At 65.2% G+C, this 25,519-nt stretch carries 31 protein-coding genes and 1 tRNA gene; 9 read left to right on the forward strand and 23 right to left on the reverse strand.

Going from position 1 to position 25,519, the window contains the following annotated elements:
• Positions 1 to 9 precede the first annotated feature (9 nt).
• Positions 10 to 741: an LrgB family protein gene (locus tag U5817_RS06640; RefSeq protein WP_169128850.1), complete on the reverse strand. Its 732-nt coding sequence runs from the start codon at positions 739 to 741 to the stop codon at positions 10 to 12.
• Entirely contained in the window at positions 738 to 1,097 is a 360-nt protein-coding gene (locus U5817_RS06645) for a CidA/LrgA family protein (protein ID WP_407280111.1), read from the reverse strand. Before U5817_RS06645 ends, U5817_RS06640 begins: the two co-directional genes overlap by 4 nt.
• A gap of 378 nt (positions 1,098 to 1,475) precedes the next feature.
• Between U5817_RS06645 and U5817_RS06650 the strand changes: the two genes are divergently transcribed.
• Positions 1,476 to 3,527 carry a TonB-dependent receptor plug domain-containing protein gene (locus U5817_RS06650; RefSeq protein ID WP_407281029.1) on the forward strand — a complete coding sequence of 684 codons (2,052 nt, stop codon included), beginning with the start codon at positions 1,476 to 1,478 and terminating at the stop codon, positions 3,525 to 3,527.
• A 7-nt stretch (positions 3,528 to 3,534) separates the two neighbouring features.
• Here U5817_RS06650 and U5817_RS06655 read toward each other — a convergent pair whose 3' ends face one another.
• A complete protein-coding gene (locus U5817_RS06655; RefSeq protein ID WP_169128844.1) occupies positions 3,535 to 4,473 on the reverse strand; it encodes a nucleoside recognition domain-containing protein in 939 nt (312 codons plus the stop codon).
• Positions 4,474 to 4,603: 130 nt separating this feature from the next.
• Here U5817_RS06655 and U5817_RS06660 point away from each other — a divergent pair, with 130 nt between their 5' ends.
• Positions 4,604 to 5,029 (forward strand): acyl-CoA thioesterase, encoded by a 426-nt coding sequence (locus U5817_RS06660; RefSeq protein WP_407280112.1) that lies wholly within the window; start codon positions 4,604 to 4,606, stop codon positions 5,027 to 5,029.
• A gap of 91 nt (positions 5,030 to 5,120) precedes the next feature.
• Here U5817_RS06660 and U5817_RS06665 read toward each other — a convergent pair whose 3' ends face one another.
• From U5817_RS06665 to U5817_RS06675, 3 genes are read right to left on the reverse strand one after another with little or no spacing between them, the layout of a single operon-like run.
• The gene (locus U5817_RS06665; protein WP_407280113.1) at positions 5,121 to 7,298 is read right to left on the reverse strand and encodes a malate synthase G; all 2,178 of its coding nucleotides are present in this window, start codon (positions 7,296 to 7,298) and stop codon (positions 5,121 to 5,123) included.
• Between the two features lie 13 nt (positions 7,299 to 7,311).
• The gene (locus U5817_RS06670; protein WP_407280114.1) at positions 7,312 to 8,088 is read right to left on the reverse strand and encodes a sulfite exporter TauE/SafE family protein; all 777 of its coding nucleotides are present in this window, start codon (positions 8,086 to 8,088) and stop codon (positions 7,312 to 7,314) included.
• Positions 8,085 to 8,792, reverse strand: coding sequence for a haloacid dehalogenase type II (locus tag U5817_RS06675; protein ID WP_407280115.1), 708 nt, complete (start codon positions 8,790 to 8,792; stop codon positions 8,085 to 8,087). Before U5817_RS06675 ends, U5817_RS06670 begins: the two co-directional genes overlap by 4 nt.
• Before the next feature lie 177 nt (positions 8,793 to 8,969).
• Between U5817_RS06675 and U5817_RS06680 the strand changes: the two genes are divergently transcribed.
• Positions 8,970 to 9,911: a LysR family transcriptional regulator gene (locus U5817_RS06680; RefSeq protein ID WP_169128834.1), complete on the forward strand. Its 942-nt coding sequence runs from the start codon at positions 8,970 to 8,972 to the stop codon at positions 9,909 to 9,911.
• Positions 9,912 to 9,918: 7 nt separating this feature from the next.
• On the opposite strand, the gene U5817_RS06685 is transcribed toward U5817_RS06680, so the two are convergent.
• A complete protein-coding gene (locus U5817_RS06685; protein ID WP_407280116.1) occupies positions 9,919 to 11,535 on the reverse strand; it encodes a bacteriohemerythrin in 1,617 nt (538 codons plus the stop codon).
• A gap of 156 nt (positions 11,536 to 11,691) precedes the next feature.
• Between U5817_RS06685 and U5817_RS06690 the strand changes: the two genes are divergently transcribed.
• Positions 11,692 to 11,767: transfer RNA gene (locus U5817_RS06690), tRNA-Thr, on the forward strand.
• Between the two features lie 353 nt (positions 11,768 to 12,120).
• Here the strand turns inward: U5817_RS06690 and U5817_RS06695 are convergent.
• The 16 genes from U5817_RS06695 to U5817_RS06770 all read right to left on the reverse strand — a co-directional run bounded on the left by U5817_RS06695 (position 12,121) and on the right by U5817_RS06770 (position 20,775).
• The gene (locus U5817_RS06695; RefSeq protein WP_407280117.1) at positions 12,121 to 12,363 is read right to left on the reverse strand and encodes a hypothetical protein; all 243 of its coding nucleotides are present in this window, start codon (positions 12,361 to 12,363) and stop codon (positions 12,121 to 12,123) included.
• Positions 12,364 to 12,521: 158 nt separating this feature from the next.
• Positions 12,522 to 12,836, reverse strand: a complete 315-nt coding sequence (locus tag U5817_RS06700; RefSeq protein ID WP_407280118.1) for an HNH endonuclease — start codon at positions 12,834 to 12,836, stop codon at positions 12,522 to 12,524.
• Positions 12,833 to 13,027, reverse strand: coding sequence for a hypothetical protein (locus U5817_RS06705; protein WP_407280119.1), 195 nt, complete (start codon positions 13,025 to 13,027; stop codon positions 12,833 to 12,835). The genes U5817_RS06700 and U5817_RS06705 overlap by 4 nt, the downstream gene beginning before the upstream one ends.
• 121 nt (positions 13,028 to 13,148) lie before the next feature.
• On the reverse strand, positions 13,149 to 14,498 hold the full coding sequence (locus U5817_RS06710; protein ID WP_407280120.1) for a phage major capsid protein: 1,350 nt from the start codon (positions 14,496 to 14,498) through the stop codon (positions 13,149 to 13,151).
• Between the two features lie 183 nt (positions 14,499 to 14,681).
• The gene (locus U5817_RS06715) at positions 14,682 to 14,945 is read right to left on the reverse strand and encodes a hypothetical protein (RefSeq protein WP_407280122.1); all 264 of its coding nucleotides are present in this window, start codon (positions 14,943 to 14,945) and stop codon (positions 14,682 to 14,684) included.
• Positions 14,946 to 14,948: 3 nt separating this feature from the next.
• A complete protein-coding gene (locus U5817_RS06720) occupies positions 14,949 to 15,443 on the reverse strand; it encodes a hypothetical protein (RefSeq protein WP_407280123.1) in 495 nt (164 codons plus the stop codon).
• Between the two features lie 144 nt (positions 15,444 to 15,587).
• Positions 15,588 to 16,022, reverse strand: a complete 435-nt coding sequence (locus tag U5817_RS06725) for a hypothetical protein (protein WP_407280124.1) — start codon at positions 16,020 to 16,022, stop codon at positions 15,588 to 15,590.
• A gap of 3 nt (positions 16,023 to 16,025) precedes the next feature.
• Complete coding sequence (locus U5817_RS06730; protein WP_407280125.1) at positions 16,026 to 16,394, reverse strand: helix-turn-helix domain-containing protein; 369 nt, start codon at positions 16,392 to 16,394, stop codon at positions 16,026 to 16,028.
• 12 nt (positions 16,395 to 16,406) lie between these two features.
• A complete protein-coding gene (locus U5817_RS06735) occupies positions 16,407 to 16,598 on the reverse strand; it encodes a hypothetical protein (protein ID WP_407280126.1) in 192 nt (63 codons plus the stop codon).
• A gap of 136 nt (positions 16,599 to 16,734) precedes the next feature.
• A complete protein-coding gene (locus tag U5817_RS06740) occupies positions 16,735 to 17,295 on the reverse strand; it encodes a hypothetical protein (protein ID WP_407280127.1) in 561 nt (186 codons plus the stop codon).
• Between the two features lie 110 nt (positions 17,296 to 17,405).
• Positions 17,406 to 17,687 carry a hypothetical protein gene (locus U5817_RS06745; protein WP_407280128.1) on the reverse strand — a complete coding sequence of 94 codons (282 nt, stop codon included), beginning with the start codon at positions 17,685 to 17,687 and terminating at the stop codon, positions 17,406 to 17,408.
• An 80-nt stretch (positions 17,688 to 17,767) separates the two neighbouring features.
• Positions 17,768 to 18,061, reverse strand: a complete 294-nt coding sequence (locus U5817_RS06750; RefSeq protein WP_407280129.1) for a hypothetical protein — start codon at positions 18,059 to 18,061, stop codon at positions 17,768 to 17,770.
• Positions 18,062 to 18,160: 99 nt separating this feature from the next.
• Positions 18,161 to 18,541, reverse strand: a complete 381-nt coding sequence (locus U5817_RS06755) for a type II toxin-antitoxin system HigA family antitoxin (protein ID WP_407280130.1) — start codon at positions 18,539 to 18,541, stop codon at positions 18,161 to 18,163.
• Positions 18,542 to 18,551: 10 nt separating this feature from the next.
• Positions 18,552 to 18,845: a type II toxin-antitoxin system HigB family toxin gene (locus tag U5817_RS06760; protein WP_407280131.1), complete on the reverse strand. Its 294-nt coding sequence runs from the start codon at positions 18,843 to 18,845 to the stop codon at positions 18,552 to 18,554.
• An 82-nt stretch (positions 18,846 to 18,927) separates the two neighbouring features.
• The gene (locus U5817_RS06765) at positions 18,928 to 20,301 is read right to left on the reverse strand and encodes a tyrosine-type recombinase/integrase (RefSeq protein ID WP_407280132.1); all 1,374 of its coding nucleotides are present in this window, start codon (positions 20,299 to 20,301) and stop codon (positions 18,928 to 18,930) included.
• A gap of 276 nt (positions 20,302 to 20,577) precedes the next feature.
• Positions 20,578 to 20,775, reverse strand: a complete 198-nt coding sequence (locus U5817_RS06770; protein ID WP_407280133.1) for a hypothetical protein — start codon at positions 20,773 to 20,775, stop codon at positions 20,578 to 20,580.
• 23 nt (positions 20,776 to 20,798) lie between these two features.
• Between U5817_RS06770 and U5817_RS06775 the strand changes: the two genes are divergently transcribed.
• The 5 genes from U5817_RS06775 to U5817_RS06795 all read left to right on the forward strand — a co-directional run bounded on the left by U5817_RS06775 (position 20,799) and on the right by U5817_RS06795 (position 25,487).
• Positions 20,799 to 21,359 carry a DUF2889 domain-containing protein gene (locus tag U5817_RS06775; protein WP_407280134.1) on the forward strand — a complete coding sequence of 187 codons (561 nt, stop codon included), beginning with the start codon at positions 20,799 to 20,801 and terminating at the stop codon, positions 21,357 to 21,359.
• 147 nt (positions 21,360 to 21,506) lie between these two features.
• Positions 21,507 to 21,938, forward strand: coding sequence for a cupin domain-containing protein (locus U5817_RS06780; protein WP_407280135.1), 432 nt, complete (start codon positions 21,507 to 21,509; stop codon positions 21,936 to 21,938).
• Positions 21,939 to 22,245: 307 nt separating this feature from the next.
• The gene (locus U5817_RS06785; protein ID WP_407280136.1) at positions 22,246 to 23,682 is read left to right on the forward strand and encodes a circularly permuted type 2 ATP-grasp protein; all 1,437 of its coding nucleotides are present in this window, start codon (positions 22,246 to 22,248) and stop codon (positions 23,680 to 23,682) included.
• A gap of 51 nt (positions 23,683 to 23,733) precedes the next feature.
• A complete protein-coding gene (locus U5817_RS06790) occupies positions 23,734 to 24,687 on the forward strand; it encodes an alpha-E domain-containing protein (protein WP_169128816.1) in 954 nt (317 codons plus the stop codon).
• 71 nt (positions 24,688 to 24,758) lie between these two features.
• On the forward strand, positions 24,759 to 25,487 hold the full coding sequence (locus U5817_RS06795) for a peptidase (RefSeq protein WP_407280137.1): 729 nt from the start codon (positions 24,759 to 24,761) through the stop codon (positions 25,485 to 25,487).
• The last annotated feature ends 32 nt before the right edge of the window (positions 25,488 to 25,519 follow it).

Here is a 25,519-nt window from a genome sequence, read left to right on the forward strand (position 1 = left end):
GGGTGGCGATCAGTGCAGCAGCGATTCGAGCCAGGGCAGGATCCACGGCAGCATCAGCGCGGTGAGCAATCCGTTGAGCCCCATCGCCAGCGCCGCGAAGGCGCCGGCCTGCTCGCTCACCTGGAAGGCGCGCGCGGTGCCGATGCCGTGCGAGGCGATGCCGATCGCAAAGCCGCGAACGGCGTGATCCTCGATGCGCAGCAGGCGGTACACGTAGCGGGCACCGACGGCGCCGAGGATGCCGGTGCTCATCACCAGCACGGCGGTGAGCGAGGGCAGGCCGCCGAGGCGCTCGGCGACGCCCATCGCGATCGGCATCGTGACGCTCTTGGGGGCCATCGACATCACCGACTCGCGGCTGGCGCCGAGCAGCGCAGCGATGCCGACGGCCGACAGGGCCGCCGTCAGCGAACCGGCGACGAGCGTGACCAGGAGCGGGAGCAGCATTCCCTTCAGTCGTTCCCACTGCGCATAGAGCGGGATCGCCAGGGCGACGGTCGCCGGGCCGAGCAGGAAGTGCACGAACTGCGCGCCGTCGAAGTAGGTCTGGTAGGGCGTTCCGGTGAAGCTCAGGACGAGCACGAGGACGGTCACGGCAACCATCACCGGATTGAGCAGCGGGTGATGGTTGGCCCGACGGTAGAGCCACAGGGCGCCCTGGTAGGCGAGCAGCGTGAGGGTCAGGCCGAGCAGCGGCGTGGTGGAGAGGTAGACCCAGATCTCGCCGAGTGCAGGCTTCATGACCGGTCCTCGCCGTGCGGCGTATGTCGGGAAAGCAGGTGGAGGAGCAGCGCCGAGACGCCGATCGACAGCAGGGTGCTCGCGATCAGCGCCACGGTCAGCGGCAGCCATTCGTCGGCGAGGCGCTGGAAGTGGAGCATGACGCCGGTGCCGGCGGGAATGAACAACAGCGACAGGTGCTGCAGGATCCCGGTAGCGGTGCTGCGCAGGTCCCCGCCAGGTCCGCCGCGCATCACCAAGGCTGCAAACATGAGACCCATGCCGATGACCGGGCCGGGAATGGGGAGATCGAGTCCGCGGGCAATTGCCTCGCCGATAAGCTGGAACACAAGCAGTAGGGTCAGTGCGCCAATCATCGGATCGCGTGCTTCCTGTCGTGCGGGGTGGCCGTCATTCTAGTGTCAGGCGCTACCGCGACGTAAGGGTGCGTGCCCCGCAGTGTGCCGGGAGATGCATGAGGAGATCGTGCCGGCGTCCCGACGCAATCGCCGAGGTGACGAATATGCCCGTAAAGGGAAATGATGCATGGCGGCAAGCGGAATTTCTGGTTCAATGACGAATGCGGTGCTTCGCGAGCAATCGCGAACGGGAGAGCGCCGCAGCGCCGCGCATGAGGCGGAATCGCTTCGCGGAGGCAGGATTGTGTTGCATTGCGGCAGGCGGCGGCGACGAATCATTGCCGTTTGGGAGCGGAAGGGGGAAAGATGGGGGTAAGGAACGCTTCGGTGGTCCTGATGGCAGCGCTCGCCGGCTCCGCCTCGGGGGCGGAGGAAATCGGTCCGCTCGCCCGGGTGGTCGAGGACCCTTTCTTCGACGAGTTGCCGGTCGTGCTGTCGGTATCGCGCCTCGCGCAGCCCTTGCGCGATGCGCCGGGTTCGGTGACCGTGATCGATGCCGACACGATACGCACCTCGGGGGCTCGCGATCTCGCGGATCTGCTGCGGCTGGTGCCGGGCTTCCTGGTCGCGCATTCCTTCAACGGCGCGCCGAATGCCGTCTATCACGGCGTGACCGACGAGAATCCGCGCGGGTTGCAGATCCTGATCGACGGGCGCTCGCAGTACAGCCCGCTGTTCTTCGGCGGCGTGGCGTGGAACCTGATCGACGTGTCGCTCGACGAGATCGAGCGCATCGAGGTGATTCGTGGCTCGAATTCGGCAGCCTATGGTTCGAATGCGTTTCTCGGTGTCGTGAATGTCGTGACCCGGGAGCCGCGCGATACCCAGGGGGTGCGTGTGCGTGTCGGTCAGGGCAACGACGGGATTGCGGACCGACATGCGCGGGTCGGCATGCGCATCGGCGAGGCTGCGCTGCGTCTGAGTGCAGAGACTACCCGTGACAACGGGGTCAAGCATTTCGATGACCGTCGCAAGAACCGGCGGGTGAATATGCGCGCCGATATTCCGCTCGGTGCCGCGGACGAGCTGCAGGTCCAGGCTGGCAACGTCGAGATGGCTCTGCGCGCGGGGGAGGTCGGTGCCGTCACGAACCCTCCTCGCGAGCAGAAGGCGCTCAAGGAATTTCTCTCGCTCGGCTGGACGCGCAATCTCATCGACGGTGGCTCCGTGTCCCTGCGCTACACGCGTTCGAACGAGGTGTACGACGACGCATTCCTCGCGCGGGATTCCGGGTTGAGCCTGTTGATCGACTATCACACGACCACGACGCGCGACGAGCTGGAGTTCCAGCATACGGCGGTTCCGTCGCCCGAGACGCGCCTCGTTTGGGGTGTGGGCACGCGCCATGACGCGGTGCGGGGGGAGCAGTTCTACGGCCGTGGCGGTGACGCGGTGCGGCAGAGCGTGCATCGTCTGTTCGGAAATTTCGAGTGGCGTCCTTCCGAGGCGTGGACAACCAATCTCGGGCTGACCTGGGAGAACGACTCCCTCTCCGATACCTCGCTCGCGCCGCGCCTGGCGGTGAATTACCACCTTTCGCCGCGGCAGACGCTGCGTGCCGGGTTGTCGCGTGCGCATCGCATTCCCTCGCTGACGGAGGCGAAATCGCGCGAGTTCTACGGTGCCCTGGATGTGGGGCCGCCCTTCGGCGTGATTCCGCTGGAGATTGATCGCAATGCGAGCGGGGACGTCCACAAGGAGCGCATCGATGTGGCCGAGATCGGTTACCTGGGCGATTTCCGCGAACAGGGGGTGTTCGTCGATGTGCGCGTGTTCCAGGAGGAGGTCCGGGGGCGGATCCTGCCCGTTGCGCTCAGGCTTGCGCCGCCGCAGTGCGAGGTGCTCAGTCTCCTGGAAAGGCCCAGGAGTTGCGGGGATTACAAGGACTACATGAACGGGCAGGATGTCGACATCCGCGGTGCGGAATACCAGGTCCGCTGGCGTCCGCGCCAGGGCAGCGAGTTCACCCTCAACCAGTCCTTCGCGACGATCACGGCCCATGCCAATTCCCATCTGGTGGCGGTCAATCGCGGTCTCGCGCGGGATGCCGAGCGCCATATGGAGCATTCGGTGCCCGACCACATCACGATGCTGCGCTGGACCCAGGCGTTGCCGGCGGGCATGGAAATGTCGCTTGCCCATTTCCGCTATGGGCGTTTCCAGTGGACGACGCACACCTCGGTCGACGCGTACGAGCGTACCGATGTGCGGCTGGGCTATCCCTTCCGTGCGGGGCCGACGCGTGGCGAGCTTGCGCTGGTTGCTCAGGGCATCGAAGGGCGCCGTGCGGAATTCAGGCGGCGCGGTGCGGATCGCCACGACCCGGACTTCGCCGAGCCGCAATTCCTCGACCCGCGTGCCTGGGTGAGCCTGACGCTGGAGTTCTGAGGCCGCTTCAGGCGAGCAGGGCGTGACCGGCGGTGCGTGCGAGGATGCCCACCGCCGCGCCAAGCGCCGCCGGTTTCCACACGCTGGCGACGCGCCGGCCGGCCGAGATCAGCACCGCAACGCCTGGCACGTCCAGCGGGTGGATCAGGAAGCCGGCGCTGCGGTTGAGCATTCCCACGCTGGTTGAGCCTTCCCGCAGCATCTCGTCCATCACGCCCATCATGGCGGTGCCGCCCCCGATGTACTTGGTCAGCGTTGGCAGGATCAACGCAGGGTCGATCGACACGGCGGTCATCACCGGGGCGAGTAAGCGCGTGAGCAGGTCTACGGCGCCGCTCGAACGCAGTGCCAGCACCGCGACGAGCGCAAGTACGAGCATGGGGATCGCCCCCACCGCGATCTTGAAGGCTTCCGCTCCTGCACGGTTGATGACATCGAGCACCCCCTTGGCGTCTTCGGCGACGCGATGGTGCAGGGTCTCGTCGACTTGCCCTTCGACGGCCGACAGCCCGCGTGCGAAGCCGTGGTAGGTGACGGCAGCGGCGACGAGGCCGCCGACCACGGACAGCGCGAGGGTCAGCCCGAAGTCGAGTCCCATCGCGATCATCGGAAAGACGGCGTTGGCCTGCGCCATCGCCATCACCATTGCGAGGGTCGCAGCGAGATGGCGGTTGGAGGCGCCTCGGCCCTCCATCATCGTCAGTGTCGCGATCGGTGCGGCGAAGCTGACGAAATTGATCTGCAGTGCGGCAAAGACGCCCAGCCCGGTCAGGCCGGCGGGGCGCAGCGCGGGCGCGAGCACATGGACGACACGGTCCAGGACGCCCCTTGCTTCGAGCAGGCGCATCAGCGACAGCATGACGACCATCACCGGGAGGAGCACGAACAGCGAGAGTTCGACCGCGGAGCGCCCGGCGCGCAGGATGATGTCGGTGATGATGTCCATGTCGGTGGTCTGGATTGTGCAGTGCAGCGAATTCTACCGGAGCGAGTGCTCGGGATGCGGGGATTGCCCTTGCGCGGCGTCGGAGGCTATCGTTCGAGTTCAAACAATCGGGGCGAACCAGGAGACGGGCATGGCGATGGTGGAGACGGCGCGCGGCACGGTGTACGAGTGGCAGCGGGACCACATGGGGCACATCAACGTGCGTGCCTACCTGGACCTCTTCGATGCGGCCTGCTGGCAGTTCTACGGCATGGTCGGGCTGGGGCCGTCGAGGCTGCGCAGTGGTGAGCTCAAGCTGGCGGCGGTGCAGCAGAACGTCAGCTACATGAGCGAGCTATACCCGGGCGATACCGTGTTCGTGCGCACGGGGGTGGTGGAGATGCGCGAAAAGGTCATCCGGTTTCGCCACGAGCTGGTGAGCGTGGAAAACGGCGAGCTGTCGGCCGTATGCGAATTCACTGCCGTGTGCCTGGATCCGGCCACACGACGTTCGCGGCCATTTCCCGCCGACGTCGCGCAGCGCGTTGAAGGGCTGATGTTGCCGACCGAGGGCTGACACGCGGAGGCTGAAGAAAAACGGCACCGCATGTGCGGTGCCGTCCGTGCGCCTGCCGGCCGGACGCGAGGTCCGGCCTCCGCGAGGCGACTCAGCCCTGCGCCTTCTTCACTTGGCGCCACTTGTGCAGCAGCGGCTCGGTGTAGCCGCTGGGCTGGGCGCAGCCCTTGAAGATCAGGTCCTTGGCGGCCTGGAAGGCGACCGACTTGTCGAAGTCCGCAGCCATCGGCTGGTACAGCGGGTCGCCCGCGTTCTGCTGGTCGACCACCGCGGCCATGCGCTTCAGGGTTTCCGTGACCTGCGCCTCGTTTGTGACGCCGTGGCGCAGCCAGTTGGCGATGTGCTGGCTGGAGATGCGCAGCGTCGCGCGGTCTTCCATCAGGCCGATGTTGTTGATGTCCGGCACCTTGGAGCAGCCCACGCCCTGGTCGACCCAGCGCACGACGTAGCCGAGGATGCCCTGCGCGTTGTTGTCGAGTTCCTGCTGGATCTCGGTGGCGCTCCAGTTCGCGGTGGCCGCGACCGGCACGGTCAGCAGGTTGTTGAGGAGGGTTTCGCGCTCGGCGGCGAGGCTGATCTTCTCCATCTCCTGCTGCACGGCCTGGACGTCGACCTGATGGTAGTGCAGCGCGTGCAGGGTCGCGCCGGTCGGCGACGGCACCCACGCGGTCGTCGCGCCGGCCTTCGGGTGGCCGATCTTCTGCTTCAGCATCTCGGCCATCAGGTCCGGCATCGCCCACATGCCCTTGCCGATCTGCGCCTTGCCGCGCAGGCCGCAATCGAGGCCCACCAGCACGTTCTGGCGCTCGTAGGCCTGGATCCACGCGGAGCTCTTCATGTCGCCCTTGCGGATCATCGGGCCCGCTTCCATTGCGGTGTGCATCTCGTCGCCGGTGCGGTCGAGGAAGCCGGTGTTGATGAAGGCGACGCGCGACTCGGCGGACTTGATGCAGGCGGCGAGGTTCACCGAGGTGCGGCGCTCCTCGTCCATGATGCCGACCTTCATCGTGCTGGCGGGCAGGCCCAGCAGCTGCTCGACGCGACCGAAGAGCTCGTTGGTGAAGGCGACTTCGGCCGGTCCGTGCATCTTCGGCTTGACGATGTACATGCTGCCGGTGCGCGAGTTGTTCTTCAGCTTCAGGTCGCGAAGCGAGATCAGCGCGGTGACGACGCCGTCCATGATGCCTTCCGGGATTTCCGCGCCGTCAGCAAGCAGGATCGCCGGGTTGGTCATCAGGTGGCCGACGTTGCGGATGAAGAGCAGCGAGCGGCCGTGCAGGCGCAGCGTGCCGCCGTTGGGCGCCGTGTATTCGCGGTCCGCGTTCATGCGGCGCTCGACCGTCTTGCCGCCCTTTTCGAAGCTCTCGACCAGGGTGCCGGTGATCAGGCCCAGCCAGTTGCGGTAGGCGAGGACCTTGTCCTCGGCATCGACCGCGGCGACCGAGTCTTCGCAGTCCATGATGGTCGAGATCGCGGCTTCGACGAGCACGTCCTTGATGCCGGCCGCGTCGGTCTTGCCGATCGGGTGGTTGCGGTCGAACTGGATCTCGAGGTGCAGGCCGTTGTTCTTCACCAGCACGGCCTTCGGTGCGGCGGCGTCGCCCTGGAAGCCGGCGAATTTCGAGGTGTCGGCGAGGCCGGTCTTGGTGCCGTCCTGGAGCGTGACGACGAGCTTGCCGCCTTCGACGGCGTAGCCCGTGGCCTTGGTGTGGTCGCCCTGGGCGAGCGGGGCGGCCTGGTTCAGCACGTCACGCGCGAAGGCGATGACGCGCGCGCCGCGCACCGGGTTGTAGGTCGAGCCGGCTTCGGCGCCGCCGTCCGAGGGGATCGCGTCGGTGCCGTAGAGGGCATCGTACAGGCTGCCCCAGCGCGCGTTGGCGGCGTTCAGCGCGTAGCGGGCGTTCATGATCGGCACGACCAGCTGCGGGCCGCACTGTTCGCGGATCTCGATATCGACGTTGGCGGTGGTGACCTTGAACGGCGCGGGCACCGGCTGCAGGTAGCCGATCTTCTCGAGGAAGGCGCGGTAGGCCGACATGTCCTGGATCGGACCGGGGTGGGCGCGGTGCCAGGTGTCGAGCTCGGTCTGCAGGCGGTCGCGTTCGGCGAGCAGTGCGCGGTTCTTCGGTGCGAGTTCATTGGCGAGCTCGCTGAAACCTTTCCAGAACGCGCCGGCGTCGACGCCGGTGCCGGGCAGGGCCTCGGTTTCGATGAAGCGGTGCAGTTCGGCGTCGACCTGCAGCTGGTGGCATTGGATTCTCGTGCTCATGATTCCTCGCTCTTCAGATGAGATAGGTTTTATAGAAATAGTAGGTGGTGAGGACGCTGCCCACCCCGATGATGAAACGCCTCAACCACACGGCCGGCACCTTGCGGGCACCGACCGCCCCCCAATAGCCGCCGATGGCGGCAGTGACGATCATGACCAGCGTGTGCGGCCAGCTGACTGCGCCGGCGACGACGAAGGTGACCACCGCGACGCTGTAGATGATGGCGGACAGCCAGTTCTTCAGCGCGTTGATGTCGTGGATGTCGCGATGTCCCTGGATGGCGAGCGCGGCGATCATCACGATGCCCATGCCGGCGCCGAAGAAGCCGCCGTAGATGGATACGCCGAGCTGGAACAGCAGGCCGCCCGCGGTGCCGTGGGAGGGGCCCTCGTCGGCGCGTTGGCGCAGGCGGGCGAGAAGCGCCGAGATCTGGCCGCTGCCGGCGAACATCACGGTCGCGACGAGCAGCAGCCACGGGATCAGCATCGAGAAGGTATCGTCCTTGGTCGACAGCAGCAGCAGGCCGCCGCCGATACCGCCGACGAGGGCGACGAGTGACAGCGCGGCGAGGCCCTTGCGGAAGCGCGCGAGCTCCTTGCGGTAGGCCCAGGCGCTGGAGAGGCTGGCGGGCCACAGCGCGACCGCGTTGCTGGCGTTGGCCACCACCGGCGGCACACCGACGGCGAGCAGGGCGGGGAAAGAGAAGAAGGTGCCGCCGCCGGCGACCGAATTCATCGCCCCTGCCATTGCGGCGGCCAGTCCGATGATGAGGATCTCGCTGGCGGTCATGGGCGGGCAGCGGGCGCGCAGCGCGCCTGCACGAATTCGACGATGTCGGTCAGGCGCTGGCCGACTGCGGTGGGCGCCACGCCGAGTTCTTCGATCGGCAGCTGTGCGCGGTTGATCCAGAAGGTGGTGTAGCCGAACCAGGTCGCGCCGGCGGCGTCCCAGCCGTTCGAGGACACGAAGAGGATCTCCTTCGCCGGCACACCGAAGGCGTCGGGGCCGAGCTGGTAGGCGGCGTCGGCGGTCTTGTACTGATGCACGGCGTCGACGGAGAGCACGTGGTCGAACAGCCCGGTCATGCCGGCGCTCTTGATCGCCACGTCGAGCATCTGCGGCGTGCCGTTCGACAGCACGGCCATAGGCAGGCCGAGCGCGCGCAGCGCCTTCAGCGCGCCGAGGTTCTCCGGGAAGGGCGACAGGCAGGCATACTGGTTCATCAGCTGGCGGCGCTGCGATTCGCTCAGCGCGAGGCCGAGCTTCTTCGCCGAGTACACGAGGCCGTCCTCGGTGATCTCGAGGAAGGGCTTGTAACGGGCGGACAGCGTGCGCAGGAAGGAGTATTCGATCTGCTTGAGGCGCCAAAGCGCCGTGAGCGCCTCTCCCTTGCCGGGAAAGAGCTGTTCCGCGAGCGCGCCGACCGAGTACACGTCGAAGAGCGTGCCGTAGGCGTCGAAGGCGACTGCGCGGATGCGCTCGGAGGGCTTCATGCGGGGGTCCTGGTGTTGTCGTTCGCGCCTTGAGTGGCCGGCATCGCTGCCGGCCACGGTGGCGTCTGTCGTCGGGGTAGCGTCTCCTCCACCCTTCGTTGAGGATGAAGTGTATTGAACTCTTGTATAAGACTGAATACCCTGTCAGGTCAATTGATCTTTTACTAAAAGTATAAAATGGATGCATTCAAGCAGGTCGAAACCTTTGTCAGTGTCGCGACCAAGGGGAGCCTCTCGGCTGCCGCCCGGGCGGAGGGGGTCACCCCCGCGGTGATTGGTCGCCGGCTCGATGCGCTGGAGCAGCGCCTGGGTGTCAAGCTGGTGACGCGCACGACGCGCAGTATCTCGCTCACCTTCGAGGGCGCGGCCTTCCTCGAGGATTGCCAGCGCATCCTCAACGACCTCGCCAATGCGGAGGCGTCCGTGAGCCTGGGGGGGGTGAAGGCGAGCGGCCACATCCGGGTATCGGCGCCGGCCGGCTTCGGTCGGCTGCACGTCGCGCCGCTGTTGCGCGAGTTCCTGGAGATGAACGCGGATGTGTCCTGCACGCTGGACCTCACCGATCGCGTCGTCGATCTGGTGAATGAAAGCATCGACTGCGCGATCCGCATCGGCGAGCTGCCGGATTCCAGCCTGGTGTCGATCCGCCTCGCGGACAACCGGCGTGTGGTGGTCGCCAGTCCTGCCTATCTTGCGCGTCACGGCTCGCCCGTGGCGCCGCCGGATCTTGCGTCGCACAATTGTCTTTCGCTCGGCCAGCAGCGCGGGTGGCTATTCTGCGGCGAGAAGGGCGAGACGATCGCGGTGAAGGTGAGCGGGCGGCTCGAATGCAACGACGGGGCGGTGCTGCATCAGTGCGCGCTGGCTGGCGACGGGCTGGCGTGGCGTTCGCTGTGGGAAGTGGATGCCGACCTGCGGGCCGGGCGCCTGGTGACGGTGCTCGACGAGTTCGCCACGCCGACGATGGGGATCTACGCGGTGTTCCCGCAGCGCAAGCGGCTTGCGCTACGGGTGCGCCTGTTCATCGACCATCTGAAGAACCATTACGGCAGCCCGGACTACTGGGTGTCCTCGCCTCCGACGATCACTGCACCGTCGATCGCCGGGAGAGCGGCCTGACCGGATTTCAGGCGGCCTGCCTGAGCTCGCGCGCGAGCGCCTTGTCGGTCTTCATGATGTGGTTGACCAGCCAGTCGCGCAGGAAGCTCAGCAGCTCGGACGACAGCGCATGCCCCGCGTCGAAGCGGGCCTTGTGCGCGAGCACGTCCTCGACGAGCTTCTTGTGCTGCTGCTGGTGGCGGAAGAAGTCGGGGTAGTTCGCCTTCTTCATCAGATCCTCCTCGAAGCCGAAGTGGAACGCGGTATAGCGGACCAGTTCGTCGAGAACTGCGCCAATCGCGCTGCGTTCATCGCCCCGCTGCATCGCGGCGTTCACGGCGTTGGCGAGTTCGATCAACTTGCGGTGCTGCGCGTCGATGTCCGCGTGGCCGGTCGCCAGTGCGCCGTTCCACGTCATCACCGGTGCGACCGCGGCGCGACCGGTGCTTTTCGCGGGCTCCAGCGCGCCGCCGAGGTGCGTGAAGAAGCCCAGCCGCCGCAGCAGGCTGGTCGAATGCGTCTCGAGCTTGGCGGCGGTGCCGGAGGTCTCGCGGATGATCGCTTCGGTCTTCTCCGCCGCTGCAATCATGTTCGCGACGCCCTGCACGATCTCCTTCGCTTCCGAGCTTTCCTTGGCCGTCGCGGCGGCGAGTTCGCTGATCTTCTTCAGCGCGTCGTGCGACTGGTTCTTGATCCGACGCAGCATGTCCGCGGCGTGCTGCGCTTCTTCGACGCCGGTTTGCAGCTCGGGGGAGATCTCGGCCATCTGGGTCACCGCGGCACTCGTGTCGGACTGGATGGTGCCGATCATGCGCGTGATCTCGGCGGTCGCGGTCGCCGTGCGCTCGGCGAGCTTGCGCACCTCGTCCGCAACCACGGCGAAGCCGCGGCCCTGTTCGCCCGCTCGAGCGGCCTCGATGGCGGCGTTGAGGGCGAGCAGGTTGGTCTGGTCCGCAATCTCGGCGATGATCCTTGCAATGCCCCCGATCTCGCGCACGCTCGCGACCAGCGATTCGATCTGAGCGGCCGAGGTCGTCACGGACTGCACGATCCGGGTCATCTTCTCGGAGGCGCGGCCGACGAATTGCTCGCCGCTTAGTGACAACTCGGCGACGTCGCGCGAGTCGGCTTCGGTGTCGGCTGCAAGCTGGGAAACGAGCGCGATGTTGCGGTCGATCTCGTGGATCGCGGTGGCGACCTCATGGTTCGTGCTGGCCTGCATCTGCAGTGTGAGCGCCATCTCGGTCGTCTGTCCGGACATGCGCCGCACGTTGGCGGCCAGTTCCTGCGCGTCACGCGCTACGTCGTCGATCACGCCGCGCAGCGTGTGCTGAGCGGTTGCCGCGTGTCCCGAGATGCTGTCGGCGGATGCGCCGCCATTTGCGGCCTCGGCGAGCCGGCCGCCGGACAAACCGTTCAGCAGCGCTACGACATGCGGCAGATCGCCTCCGAGCCGGCGCAGCGCCAGCGCCCGCGCGGTAATGAGGACCCCGCCGTACACGAGGCCGAGCATCAGGACAATGGCGGCAGCGTGCGGCGCAAGTGCCGGAATGAAGTGCAGGCTCGCCGCCGTTGCGGAACTCAGCACGACAGCGAGGATTGCGGGAAACAGCAGGCAGGTGCCGATTTGCGGGGTCTTCGCCATTGCGCTCGATCCGGGTCCGAGATTGGTAACATAATGTTACTATGGCAGTATATCTTTGGTTATACCCATGTCGTCGACCCCGTATTTACCCCATGTTGTTTGGCGTTTCGGGGTACTTGTACGATCCGGGACCATGGGGTATATTCCCGGCTCTTCGCCGTTGTAGCTCAGTTGGTAGAGCAACTGATTCGTAATCAGTAGGTCGAGTGTTCGATTCACTTCAACGGCACCATAGATTCAAGCACTTAGGCCAGATCTTCGGATCTGGCCTTTTGCTTTTTTGGTCCGTGTAGCCACGGTGTAGCCAAACCGGGGCAACAAACGCGGGCGTCTCGTGGAGATGCGCCGTACTTGGCGCGCCTCGCCGGGCTCTACGGACCCGGGTTCGGGGGTAGGGTTCGGACTTGCTCGCCCGTCCAGCCCAAGGCGCAGAAGGTCTCCTCCGCATGCGCGGGGTGCAGTCCGGCCGCCATCTGCGCCGCTCCTGGTCGGGCAGGAACGTTGCGACGTAGCGGGCGAGGTTCGCGCGGCGTCCGGCTGCCCCGGTTTGCAGGCGATCGGACGGTACTCAGTGGGATCTTCGGATCACGATTCCCGGCTTTCAGCCCTCTGCCGCAGCTTGTCGCGCAGCCGTCGCGCCTTCTCCCACATCGCGTATCCGGGGCAGCCAGGCGGATAGGGGTTGCGCTCGCCGGTCTCGGAGGGTGCCCACTCGTGGGGCTTGAGACCGAGTGCACGGCGCTCGGCACGGATGCGCGCCTGCAGCTCTCTCGTGAGCTTCGTTTGCGTGTCTCTCGCCGCAGTCGGCTTCGACGGAACCTTGCTCATTTGCTGATTTCAGCGAAATTCAAATACCGATGAAACCCGCGCCGCTCTTGCGTTTCACCCTATTTGAATCCGGTCGCAATTTGATTTCGATTTCAAAAAGGGGAAAAGTTCTGCGCGTGGGAGGGAGCGCGGTTTCCAGCCTAACAGGCTGCAGACTTTTACCCCCCCCTACCCCTCGCTGAGTTCTCGCGCGCCGTCTTCACCTTGTGGCAGTCGCCGCACAGCGACTGAAGGTTGCTGTCGTCGTCAGCGCCGCCGTCGGCCAGCGCCACAACGTGATCCACCTCCGTTGCAGCAGTGACGTGCCCGAGCTGCTCGCACTCGACGCACAGCGGGTGCTCGCGCAGCCAGTACGCCCGGCGCTTCATCCATCCCGAGCCGCGCTGCCGTGGCGTTGCACCGATCCGCGGGAGCGTCTTCATCGTCCTGCTGCCGATCGTCTGCAGCCTCGGCTTCAGGGTGGAGAGCTTCACACCCATTCCGATCGGCCCTTTGCAGGCGCTAGGCTCGCCGCATCGACGAAAGCCAGATCGGCGACAAGCAGGTCGACGCCCGCGCCCACGAGGCGGAAAGCCGTCTTGCCGGTTGGGGTGACGCGGATCCCCCGGCGCTTGCACTCTGCAAGCACGTATTGACGCTTTTGCTCTTGCTGATTCGCCTGCATATCGCCTCCATGTGGGCGCCGGCCACGCGGGGAGGCCCCCCGCTGCCGGCTGTCGCGGTTACTTCAGATGCTGGCGGGACTCACGACTTAGCCGCCGATGTCATCCAGGCGTGGATGACGATTACGGGATGATGCCGATCAGCTTGCAGAAGCTCTGCGGGTGCGCGACGGCCACATCCATCCGAAGATGAGCGATGAACCCGTATTGCAGGTTCTCCGCGAAGCGTTCGCGCAGCACCTCGATGCGCATCTCCTGACGAACTCCGAGCAGCAGTTCGCGGAAGTTGCCCATCACGGCGGCCGAAGCGTTGTTCGCGGTTCCCTGCGTCTGGTCGATCGGGGTAGCCGTGGTCACGAAGCGCGGAATCCCGGCGAGGGCTTCCGGCATGCGCAGGGGCTGTCCGGTGGTATCCGCCAGGCCGTTGAGCACACGCGAGGTGCGCGGATGCATGACCATGCCCGTCGGGGCGGCCGCGTTCGCCACCTCCAGTTCGTAGAGCACGTCCAGGATCTTCCCGTAGTTCGTCAGTGCTGCGCCGTTGGCCCCCATCGAGACGCTGCCGACGTTGGTCGTGTTGAAGATGCCGCGCGGCTCGGGAGCGGTGCCGCTGCCGAACAGGGCCACACGATCGACCTCGCCCGCGAGCGAGCCGGCAAAGGCCGTCATCAGGGCTTCTTCGATGTTCACGGAGTCCTGCAGCAGCTCCAGCGAGACCTTGACCAGCACGGCCAGGCTGCGCGCAGTGAAGGTCACGCCTTCGAAGGTCGGGTCGCTCTCGGCAACCGCGGCATTCTCTGCACGCCATCCCGCCGAAGGATCGGATGCCAGGCGCGCGATCGACGTCACGTTGGTTTCGAGCGGAACCGTCAACGCGCCAGCTTGGACGCAGACGGTCTTGGCGCGCATGCGGTCAATCAGCTGCGCCATGAGGCCGCGCGGGACGGAGTAGCCGCCGGCGCTGTCGGTTCCTTCCGCGAGTGCTGCCCGGATTTCCAGGTTGCTGGTACCGACGGCCATCGCGCGGACGTACTCGCCGAATCCGAAGTTAGCGGGGCCATGACTCCCCTCTGCCAGTCGATCGCTCGGACTCAGGACGCGGATCTTCCGGTCGTTCTGCTTCCAAGCCTGCGAGGAGGAATCCGAACCCATGCCCGGAGGCGGCGCCAAGTCCAGTTTCTCGAGAGTGATGTTGTGAACCTCGATCAGCGCCTGCATGGCGTCCATGACCTTCGTATCCCTCTCGTAAGCGGCTTTCTCCTTGTCCGAGAGGTTGTTGAAGTTGTCGATGCGCGCGATCTGACGGTCGCGCACTGCGTTGATCGCGCGCCGCACGTCGGCGCGATGGCTCACGATGTCGCTGCGGGAATCCCCACACTCGAAGGGGATCCCCATCTTCGCGAGCTCCGCGCGGAGATCCAGCTCGTGCGCACGGATTATTTCGCGTTGTTCGAAAAGGCTATTGCCGCTCATCTTGATTCTCCGGTCTAGGCCTGACGCAAACGCAAAGCGGGCGCGTCCATGCCTGTTATCGAAAACAGTGCTTGGATCGCGCCCGCCTCGTGGAAGCTTGCCGAATTCCGGATCGAAGTTCCCGCGGGCCGTGGGCATCGCGGGTGTTCGATGGGGCGATCATGGCACTGAACAAATCCACAGTCAATTACTCTTCACCGGCGGGCTTACGACGATGCGGAAGAGCTCCAGCTTGTTGCCGCCCGCATCGACCACGATCCCCTGCACGCACGGCACCGGGGCGAAGGTGGAGAGCAGTTGCAGCGATACCTCCCCGGTCCGCATTCCGGCATACAGCCCCTGCAGCGCGTCGAGGTCGTCGGCGAGTTCGACCGAAATGAGGTGATCCAGAATCTCCCGGCAGCTCGCGAGGTGGTTCTGCAGCAGTTCGGCGGTTCGTGCGGTCATGATTCAGTTCTCCAGGGGTTCGAGGAGGTCCATCTGCGTTTCCGGGGTTGCCGTTTGCGGTGCTGTTCCCGCGGCAACGGGTCCGATTCCGGGACTGTTCAACGGTCCCGCTTTCGGTAGTGCTTCGGGCGACGGTTGATGGCGGCGGTCGTCGTTCGAGGCGGGCAGGTCATCAATCAAGGCCTGTGCGAGCCTGTCGAGTGCCGTGACCATCAGGAAGTCGGGGAACGTGTCGGTTTCGTCGTCTGCGCCGCTGCGAACCCACTCGGCAACGTCGTGAATCTCGCGAGCCAGGGTCAGAAGGCGGCGCTGCAGGGTGCGGATGGTCCGGTCTGCCGTTTGGTCTGCAGAGAGCGGGCCGGCGAGTTCGGCGAGGTGCGCGAGGTGGATGCGATGCAGGCGGATGCGATCGACTTCCCCGATGCCGCAGTCCTGTTCCAGGTCGATGAAGTCGCCGTCGAGCTCATAGGCGAGGCCGTCGATTTGGGTCATGGGCATGTCAGGTTCTCCCCTCAGATTCGTCCCTACAGATGGCAACATCTAAATAGCTACCGGGAGACGGTGGCATCAAAACGGGGTTTTCGGCCTCTACTGCACCGGGAGACGGTGGCATCAGGGCATCCATGCCACCGGGAGACGGTGCTATCCGGCGCTTGATGCCACCGGGAGACGGTGCCGCGTTTTGATTTCCTCGGGGGTGAGCAGGTACGCGCGCGTCATGAAGTCGCAAGGCTTTAGATCCATTACCGGGTCGAAGTCCAGTGACCTCCATGTGATCCCATACCACGCTGCACGGCGCGGCATCATCGGCAGGCGGGTTTGCTGGATGAATCCGGCTGCTTCCAACTCCCTGCGTGCGCGGATCAGCGTGTCGTTGCTCGTCCATCCGCGCTTGCGCATCACGGACAACGTGCAAAGCAGCTTGCCGTTGTTCGTACCGGCGTACTGTCGCGCCAGATCCAGCAGCAGACGCGTTGCAGGGGAACTCAGTCCGATGAATGCGGGGCAGTCCATGACTTTGTGCGGCAAGGCAAGGAAGCGCTCGCCTGTGCCGCTTTTCGTGCGTTCGCGGCCCATCCATCACGCCCTCCTGCGCGCGGCTTTGATGAAGTGTTGGCCGCGCACGCCGGCATCGCGGATCGTTTCCGCCGGCAGCGAGTATTCGCCGATCATCGCTTTGCGGCCGTCGCTCGTCGGAACGTGGATTTCGTCGGTCCTGATCGGCCAGCCGAGCTCCCGCAGCTTGAACGCGTGATGCGCCAGCCGGCTCGAACCATGCTCCCGCCAGCAATCGAGATGGGTAATGCGGCGGCCGGCGAGGAGGTCCGCCAGGACAGCCCCCTTGACGGTCGCCGGATCGGGGAAGGAAAATGCGCGTGTCGTCGCAGTGCCGTTGCCGAAGCCCCCCAGTGCCAGCTGGGGGTTTTCGTTTCTGGGTGTCGTCGTCATGGCGTCCTCCGCTCAGACAGCGACTTGAACGTCAGGCCACGCCAGGCGGCCGTTGGCGAGCTTCTTCGGAGTGACGCCGAAATATGAGCCCGTACGGCACACGCGAGCGCGGACGCTCTGCCCTTTCACCTGGTTACGCGCGGCAAAGGTGTCGGTGTCGAGGGGGTACGATTGGCCGGTCTCGGCCTTCGTTGATGTTTGCATTCGCGGGTTCTCCTGTCGGAAAACCTCCGTTGATCTCCGGCGGAATTGCTCGGTTAATCAACGTTGGCGAATGCAATCTAACGTATTGATTTTATTAATTCTTCTACGTCAGCATGCACGTGTACCCGCTTGCATGCTACCGGTTGCGGGCTCTTGCACGGTCAATGGCAGCTCGGGATTTCTCGGACAGTTTCGCCCTAGCATCTGGGTTGCGCTGTATGAGCTCGCTAAACCACTCGGACAGGGTTTTTTGCGCGTTACCGGCGGACAATGGCCGGGAGTGCTTGCGAGATTCCAGGATAACATCGGGCGCAAGCTTCATCGCCGCATCGCCAATGGTGTCCCACTCCCCCGGCTTCGCCATGAATAGGCGCTCTGCATAATCTCGAGTCAGTCTTCGACCCTCGTGGCTGGCATCTGCTTTTGCACTTGCCCGGCCTGATTCGATTACAGCTATCAGCGGGGCAAAGGCTTGCTCCTCTGTGGTGGCCGTAATTGCGTCCCGCGCCAACTCACGAACCACGGCAAGGAAGTTGCGCGCCGGCTCACTCCCCAAGATTTCAGGGTCCGTCGTTGCGGCATCGAGCAGCTCACAGAGCCTTAGCCACCCGCGCCCATTCTGCGATGCAAAAAACGGCTCCAAAGAAGATGCGAGGCTGTCGAGCTTCACACCCAATTCGTTCGTTAATTCGTCCATTTCGCGCACCTGTGCCGCGTCCCTGGTAGAGGGTGCCGCCCCAGGCCGGGCAGGGTGTCCCGGATCTTCCCTCCGTCGAGGTAGGGGCGGCATTGCTCCGACGTGAGTCTTTACCGGATCTTGCCGGATGCGAACCGGCGAAGGTCCTTGACCTCTTCAACCATATCCATGCAGGTGTACAAACAATCCTTCGTCTGGTCTTCGGTGAGTTCCTCTTCGCCAACATTGGCCAGTGCCATGAGCATCGAATGAACGCGCCCCAACTGCAGGTCGATATGGTTCCCGATGTCGGCTGCCGTCGCCTCCGGGCTCAGCTGGTAGATCGGCGCATGGTTCATATGCGATGCGCGGGAAGCCGTGATGTGACTTTCAGTTTCGTTGATCGTGGTCATGATTCGATCTCCTTTGCAGATCGGATTGCGGGCAGGGTCGAAGGACGTTCGCGCACCGCTCGAAATTCGATGTCGGTGGTCTATGCATCACTGCTTTGTGTGAGTGCAAGCGTCATACGCGACGCGAGGAGCAATGCTAGGGCATGGTTGCGTTTCAGAAGCCCGGTGCGGCCTCTGATCATTTCTCGATCGTCGGTAATGGCCGACCAGTTCAGTCCGATGATTCGACCGGCTCGCGCACTCTCCAGTAGCTTTTCGAGGACCGCCACGCATTCGCGGGTATTCTGCTCGTGGATGTGAACGACACGCAACGCAGGCCTTGCACGCCCGTCTGTCGGTCTTTTCTGCACGGTGGTAAATTCGGCGATAGCCATGATGTGAGTCCCCTTCACGTTGTGGTCAGGGTCGGCACTGTGTTGGTAGCACTTGCCGGCCCGCTTTGCCTGGATCCGTCAGGCGGCGGCGTTGCTCGGTCAGGCGGCGACAGACTCCCGCAGCGGGTACGGCTGAATCAGCACATCGGCGGGCAGCCCGAGTCCGGCGGAAAGGCGGCGGATCATTGCCACGGTCAGCGGGCGGGTCCGGTTCATGATGTCCGCAACGCGGCCGCGCGGGCCGATGTAGGGCTCTAGATCCTTGCGCGTCAGTCCGCGGCTGTCCATGACGTATTCGAGGAAGGCCACCGGGTCCGGGGCGTCGATCGGGTGATGGGCCTTCTCGTAGGCTTCCACCAGTAGCGCGAGCACTTCCAGGCGGTCCGCTTCGGGGCCGGATTCGGGCGCGTCCCACAGACGTTCGATCTCTGCCAGGGCTTCGCGGTGCTCGGCATCGGTGCGGATCGGTTTCAGTTCCATGGCGGGCCTCCTAAATCCTTGTGGCGTCGATGCGGTCGTATTCCGCATGCGTGCCGACAAATCGAACGAACATCACACCGGCGGTGTAGCGGACCGCCACGACCAGCCGGTAATCATTGCCCTTGATGTTGAACACCACGCGGTTGTTCGGCAGAAAGCTCGCGTTGCGGTGCGCGGCCTTGATGTCGGCGGGTGTCCGCCAGTCGGCGCGGACCGCCTCGGCATACCAGCCGCGCAGCGGGGCTTCTGCCTGCGGGTATCGTTCCCAGAACTCGCGCAGTGTTCGCAGGGCAATGATGTGCATGGTTCAATCTAGCACGTTACCAAATTGGTATCAAATGCGGCGCGGGGCGCAGCGTACAGAGGATGTCGGCGGCCTTGCATCGTCATGCTGCATTCCCCTTCCTGCGGAGCTGGCGAACGTTCGCGGGTGCGCTTTCGCCTTTCTCGATGGCCTTCAGCCGGCGTTCCCAGGCCTCCAGCGTGGTGCGCTTCTCCGCGATGTAGCTGTGCCGGTCGTAGTGCGCGGCCTGCACTCCGCTGATGCCATGCGAAAGCAGTTGCGCGCGGGTCTCGCGCGACACGCCCATGCCGGCCAGCATCGTTTCGCAAGTGCGGCGGATGTCGCGCAGGTCGAAGGGCTCGCACTTCATCGCGGCACAGATTTCGGCGGCGCGCTTGCCGGGGGTAGTCTCGGTCATCGCCACCCGGCCGTGCGTCGAGAAGAGCCACAGATTCCCGAAGTCGGCCGGGCGTTCGCCTTCCTTCGCGCGCTCCGTTTCTTGGGCCTTTGCGCGCTGCACCAGCCCCGCGACGAGTGCCGCGGCCTTCGGTGCGAGTGGCAGCAGATGTTCGCGCGGGTCGCGCCGCTTCCCCTTGGCGTCCCACAGGCGCAGGGTCCGGGTCTGCTCGTCGTAGTCGCTCACGCGGGCGCGCAGCAGTTGCGCCAGGCGTTGCCCGCCGGCGAGCAGGGCAAGGCGCAGCGCCTGGTCGGGCAGCTCGCCCCCAAGGGCGAGCAGGTAGGCGCGCAGTTCGTCGACGTTCAACGTGCGATTGCCGGCCTTCACGGGGATGGCGGCGACGACTTCGACCGGATTGTGTTCCACGCCGAAGGCGATCAGCTCAGCCGGAAGGCTGGCATCAAAGGGCGCGCGGCGGGCCGCATTGAATGCGGCCGAAAGGTAGCTGCGCAGGATTCCGGCGGAACGTTCCTTGCCGGCTTCGCGCACCTTGCGCACGATGGCGGCGATGTGATGGGCGGTCACGTCGCGAGCCGGTGTGTCGGCGATGGCGGGGTGAGCCGTCGTCACGTGGCACTTGAACGCGCTGCGGGTCGCTGCCGCGCTCTTGGCCTTGCCGTGGGCCTCCAGGTGGGCGACGTAGGCGTCGCAGAGGGCGCGCAGGGTGTAGCGCTTGCGCTCCTCGGCTTCGCGCCGTGCAGCCTCTTTGGCAGCCTTGGCGGCGGCTTTCGCCTCTTCCCGTTCGCGGTCGAGCTCGCGCGGATCAGTGCCCTGGTCGATCGTCGTCTGCAGCCGGCGTGCCTCGGTCCGTGCATCCTCGATTGTCCAGGCGCGCACGTCGCCGATCGTTCGGCGGATCGTCTGCCGGTTGAGTTTCGACTCGAACACGAAGGACTTCGCCCCAGCGGTTGCCCGCACGGCGAGGCGCGGCGCCTCGGTGTCCCACAGAAAAGCCTGCTTCACGTCCGCGGGGCAGGTGAAGCGACGGATGCGCTCGGGGGTCAGGCGTTCGCGTTGCATGATGTCGGCTCCGACGTTGGCGACACGACATATCGAGGCGGTCATTACCGCGTCATTCATGTCAGAAGGCGGTTCCGTGTAGCCACTGTGTAGCCAGAATCTCGATTTCGTGTAGCCACGGTGTAGCCAAATTCTAGCAACACCGATCAATGTATTTCAACTGCTGATTCGTGTAGCCTGTGAAAAAACAGGCATTTACGCGCAATTTTGCGTTGATCTGTATTTCTCTATATTGAGAAAAAATCTGATTCGTAATCAGTAGGTCGAGTGTTCGATTCACTTCAACGGCACCATCGATTCAGGCAAAAGGCCAGCCCTCCGGGGCTGGCCTTTTGCTTTTCGGCTGTCGAAATGCCTGCGGATCGCTAGATCCTCATGCAGTTCTGCCCGAACTCCGAGTGGCCGCGCCGACGATCCGCGGACCAGACAGGCGTTACCATGGAGCCATTCGTCATCGCGTTCGATGGCGATCATGACCGATTCGAGTGGGGGCAGGAATGCTTGGAGACTGCGAGCGCGAGCTCACGCATACGCGCCAGATCACGTGCCACGCCTATCGCCGCAAGGACGGCCTGTGGGAAATCGAGGCGACGGTTGTGGACGAAAAAGGTGAGGACGTCCCGTTCCGCTCCCGCGAGCCGGTGCACGCGGGCGAGTTCATGCACCACATGGGTATCAATTTCCTGATCGACGACAATTTCACGATTCTCGACGTACGGGCCGCGATGCAGGTGGCGCCGTGGTCGGCGTGCCCTGAAGCGGTGGATGCCTACCGCGGCCTGATCGGGCTGCAGATCGGGCCGGGCTTCGGGCGGCAGATTCGCGAACGCATCGGCAGCGAACGGGGATGCGCGCATCTTACCGACCTCATCACGCAGGTCGGCAACACATACACCCAGGCCTCGTGGCCCGAGCGCATGGCGCGGCAGGTCGCCATCGACCCGGACCCGCGCCGCTGGCCGGATTCGCGCGCGTTGGCCTTTGTCGGCGAGTGCCTCGCGTGGAAGCGCGACGGCGACGCGCTGCGGCAGGAATATCCGGAACTCGCGGACGATTGAGGCTGTGTCGGCGGGAGCGACCGGCGGCACGGGAGCATGACCGCGCCGTGAGTTGCCGTGAGTTGCCTCGACAGTGCCGAATCGGCGGGCTACGCTGAACGAGTTGCGGCGGACCCGCCGCAGAGCCTCCGATCAAGAGGAGCCCGCATGCCGACACGAACGCCAGAATCGTCCGGGACCGTGGTCGCGCTGCGCCCGGACCGCGAAGTCCTCACGCGGCAGCGGCTGCCGTATTTCGTCGGGATCTCGGGCGAGACGGCCGGCAGCCGCGGGCTGTCCATGCATATCGTGGTCATTCCGCCGGGCGGGGTCGCAGCGCCGCACCGGCATCGCGGTTACGAGACCGCGATCTATGTGCTCGAGGGGCGGGTCGAGACGCGGTTCGGGCCCGGCCTGCGCGAGCGGGTCGTGAGCGGCGCGGGGGAGTTCCTGTTCATCCCGCCGGACGTCCCGCATCAGGCCTTCAACCTCAGCGACACCGAGCCGGCAAGGGCGATCGTCGCACGCAACGATCCGGCGGAGCAGGAGAACGTGATTCCTTACGACCCCGCCGAGAATCCCGCCGCTGGCCGCGGCTGAGGCGGTTCCGGGGTCGGGCGCGTGCCGTTGCGACGGCACGGGGCGCAGCGGGCGCAATTCTTTCCTAGGATGAGGTTTACCCACCCGCGAGGGAGCGGAGCTGGCGGCTGCGCATCCCGGCTGCGGCGAGCTGCATCTTGGTGCATCGCTTGTTGATGCACATTGAATGGGCGGAGATTGCACCGATCTGGTGCCGTTTCGTCCGGAAGTTGCGAAAGCCGCATGAAACGGTGCTTCTGTTGTGGGGAATTTCACCCTGGCATGGTCTTCGCTGATGTCCGATGAATCGCAACCGGATCGAATCATCATGACGACGCTGTTTTTCGACGAAATGCACGATGGGGATGCGACGACGCGCCCGCACTACCTTCCATTCGAAACCTGGGCCCGCGGGCTGTCGCCGGGCGTGATGGCGCGCAAGCGGGCCGAGGCGGACCTCGCGTTCCGTCGCCTCGGCATTACCTTCGCCGTGTATGGCGAGGAGGCCGGCACCGAGCGGCTGATTCCCTTCGACACCATCCCGCGCATCATCCCCAATGCGGAATGGAAGACGCTGCGCGCCGGACTCAAGCAGCGTGTGAAGGCGCTGAACATGTTCCTGGGCGACATCTACAATGGACAGGACATCCTGCGCGCGGGCCGCATCCCCGCCGACGAGGTGCTCAACAACGCGCAGTTCCGCCCGGAGATGAAGGGCTTCAAGGTGCCCAACGGCATCTATGCGCACATCGCGGGTGTGGACATCGTGCGCGCGGGGGCGGGGGAGTTCTACGTGCTGGAGGACAACCTGCGCGTGCCCTCGGGCGTGTCCTACATGCTGGAGAACCGCAAGATGATGATGCGGCTCTTCCCCGAGCTCTTCGCGCAGCAGAAGATCGCGCCGGTCGAGCACTACCCCGATCTGCTGCTGGAGACGCTGCGTGCGGTGGCGCCGGCCGGCGTGGATGATCCGACGGTGGTCGTGATGACGCCGGGGGCATTCAACTCGGCCTACTTCGAGCACTCCTTCCTCGCCCAGCAGATGGGCGTCGAGCTCGTCGAAGGCCGCGACCTGTTCATCGACCACGATGCCGTCTACATGCGCACGACCTGCGGTCCGAAGCGCGTGGACGTGATCTATCGCCGCATCGACGACGACTTCCTCGATCCTCAGGTCTTCCGGCCGGATTCGATGCTGGGCGTGCCGGGCCTGCTGAAGGCTTACCGCGCCGGGCGCGTGACGCTGTGCAATGCGATCGGCACGGGCGTCGCGGACGACAAGTCGATCTACCCCTATGTCGGCGAGATGGTGCGCTTCTACCTCGGCGAGGAGCCGATCCTCAACAACGTGCCGACCTGGCGCTGCCGCGAGAAGGACGACCTGCGCTACGTGCTGGCGCATCTGCCGCAGCTCGTCGTGAAGGAGGTGCACGGCGCGGGCGGCTACGGCATGCTGGTCGGGCCGGCGGCGACCAAGGCTGAGATCGAGCAGTTCCGCGCGGTGCTCACCGTGCACCCGGACAAGTACATCGCGCAGCCGACGCTGGCGCTGTCGACCTGCCCGACCTACGTCGACAGCGGCATCGCGCCGCGCCATATCGACCTGCGGCCCTTCGTGCTCTCGGGCAAGGAGGTTTCGCTGGTGCCGGGCGGGCTCACGCGGGTGGCGCTGCGGGAGGGCTCGCTGGTGGTCAATTCCTCGCAGGGCGGCGGAACCAAGGACACCTGGGTGCTGGAGAACGGCCATGCCGAACCGCAGCGCTGAGTCCTGCCGTCTTCGCCCCCCGACCACGACCGCCGCGCCGGAGCCCCGATCATGCTGAGCCGTACTGCCGATCACCTCTACTGGATGGCCCGTTATTCCGAACGCGCGGAAAATCTGGCGCGCCTGCTGGACGTCAATTATCAGATGTCGCTCGTGCCGCACGACGCGGAGACCGAGCGCAGCAGCTGGAACGCGATCATCGCGCTGAACAGCCTCGAATACGCCTACGCGAAGCGGCACGACGAGGTCACCGCGACGAAAGTGCTGCATTTCATGGTGCGCGACGAGACGCATCCGTCGTCTATCTACAGCTGCCTGCGTGCGGCGCGCGAGAATGCCCACGCGGTGCGCGGAACGCTCACCGCGGAGATGTGGGAGACGATCAACGAGACCTGGCTGCAGCTGCGCGACCAGAGTTTCGCCGAGATCCATTCGGGCGGTATCGCGGCCTTCTTCGACTGGGTGAAGCAGCGCGCTTCGCTGCTGCGCGGGGCGATGTTTGGCACGATGCTGCGCGACGAGGCCTTCCAGTTCATTCGGCTAGGGGCCTTGCTCGAGCGCGCCGACAACACCGCGCGCATCCTCGACGTGAAGTATCACGGCCTGCCCGGCGCGCAGCAGAGCCAGGGAGACGACCTCGTAGATGCCAACGATTTCTACCACTGGGGCGCACTGCTGCGCTCGGTGTCGGCCTTCGAGGTGTATCGAAAGGTCTATCGCGACGTGATCACGCCCGAGCGCGTCGCCGAACTGCTGATCCTGCGCGAGGATCTGCCACGTGCGCTGCATTCGTGCATGCAAGGGGTGGTCGAGATCCTGGACAAGGTGCGCAACAGCCGCTCCGACGAGACCGTGCGCCGCGCCGGCCAGCTGTACGCGACGCTGCGTTACGGCCGCATGGACGACATCTTCGAGCGCGGGCTGCACGCGTGGCTGGACGATTTCATCGACTCGATCGGTGACCTGAGCGTGCGCATCAGCGAGGACTTCCTCGTCGGCGCCTGAGCCGGGCGGGGGAAGCGTGTGAGCCGCCGCGGCGGGAGCCCTCCGGCCGCGGCACCAAGCGAGCAAATGCCATGACCTACTGTGTTGCGATGCGCCTCGAAAAGGGGCTGGTGTTCCTGTCCGACTCGCGCACCAACGCGGGCGTCGACCACATCAACACGTTCCGCAAGATGCGTGTCTGGCAGCGTCCGGGCGAGCGTGTGGTCGTGATGTGCACGTCCGGCAACCTGTCGGTGAGCCAGTCGGTCGTGAACATCATCAGCGAGCGCCTTGCGCTCACCGATTCGGCCAACCTCTTCAATGCGCCCAACATGTTCGAGGTGGCGCGCCACGTCGGCGACGTCGTGCGCGAGGTGCACCGGCGCGACGCCGACGCGCTGCACGAGTTCGGCGTCGAGTTCAACGCCTCGCTGATCGTCGGCGGCCAGATCTTCGGCGAGGCGCCGCGGCTCTTCAACGTCTATGCCGCGGGCAACTTCATCGAAGCCACCGAGGACACGCCCTACATCCAGATCGGCGAATCGAAGTACGGCAAGCCGATCATCGACCGCGTGCTGCGCTACGGCTCCACGCTTGCCGATGGCGCCAAGTGCGCGCTGGTGTCGATGGATTCGACGATCCGCTCGAACCTGTCGGTGGGCCTGCCGCTCGACCTGTGCGTCATCGAGCGCGACGCGCTGACCGTCAAGTCGCACATCTCGGTCAACCTGGACCACGCCTACTACGCACAGATCCGCAGCCAGTGGGGCGAGCGGCTGCGCGAGGCCTTCGCCGAACTGCCGAACCCGGACTGGCTGTGAGCGCGCCGCGTCGCAGCGGTCCGCCCGGCCTC

Origin of the sequence: Aromatoleum evansii (assembly GCF_045689615.1) — a bacterium.
Classification (GTDB): Bacteria; Pseudomonadota; Gammaproteobacteria; order Burkholderiales; family Rhodocyclaceae; genus Aromatoleum; species Aromatoleum evansii.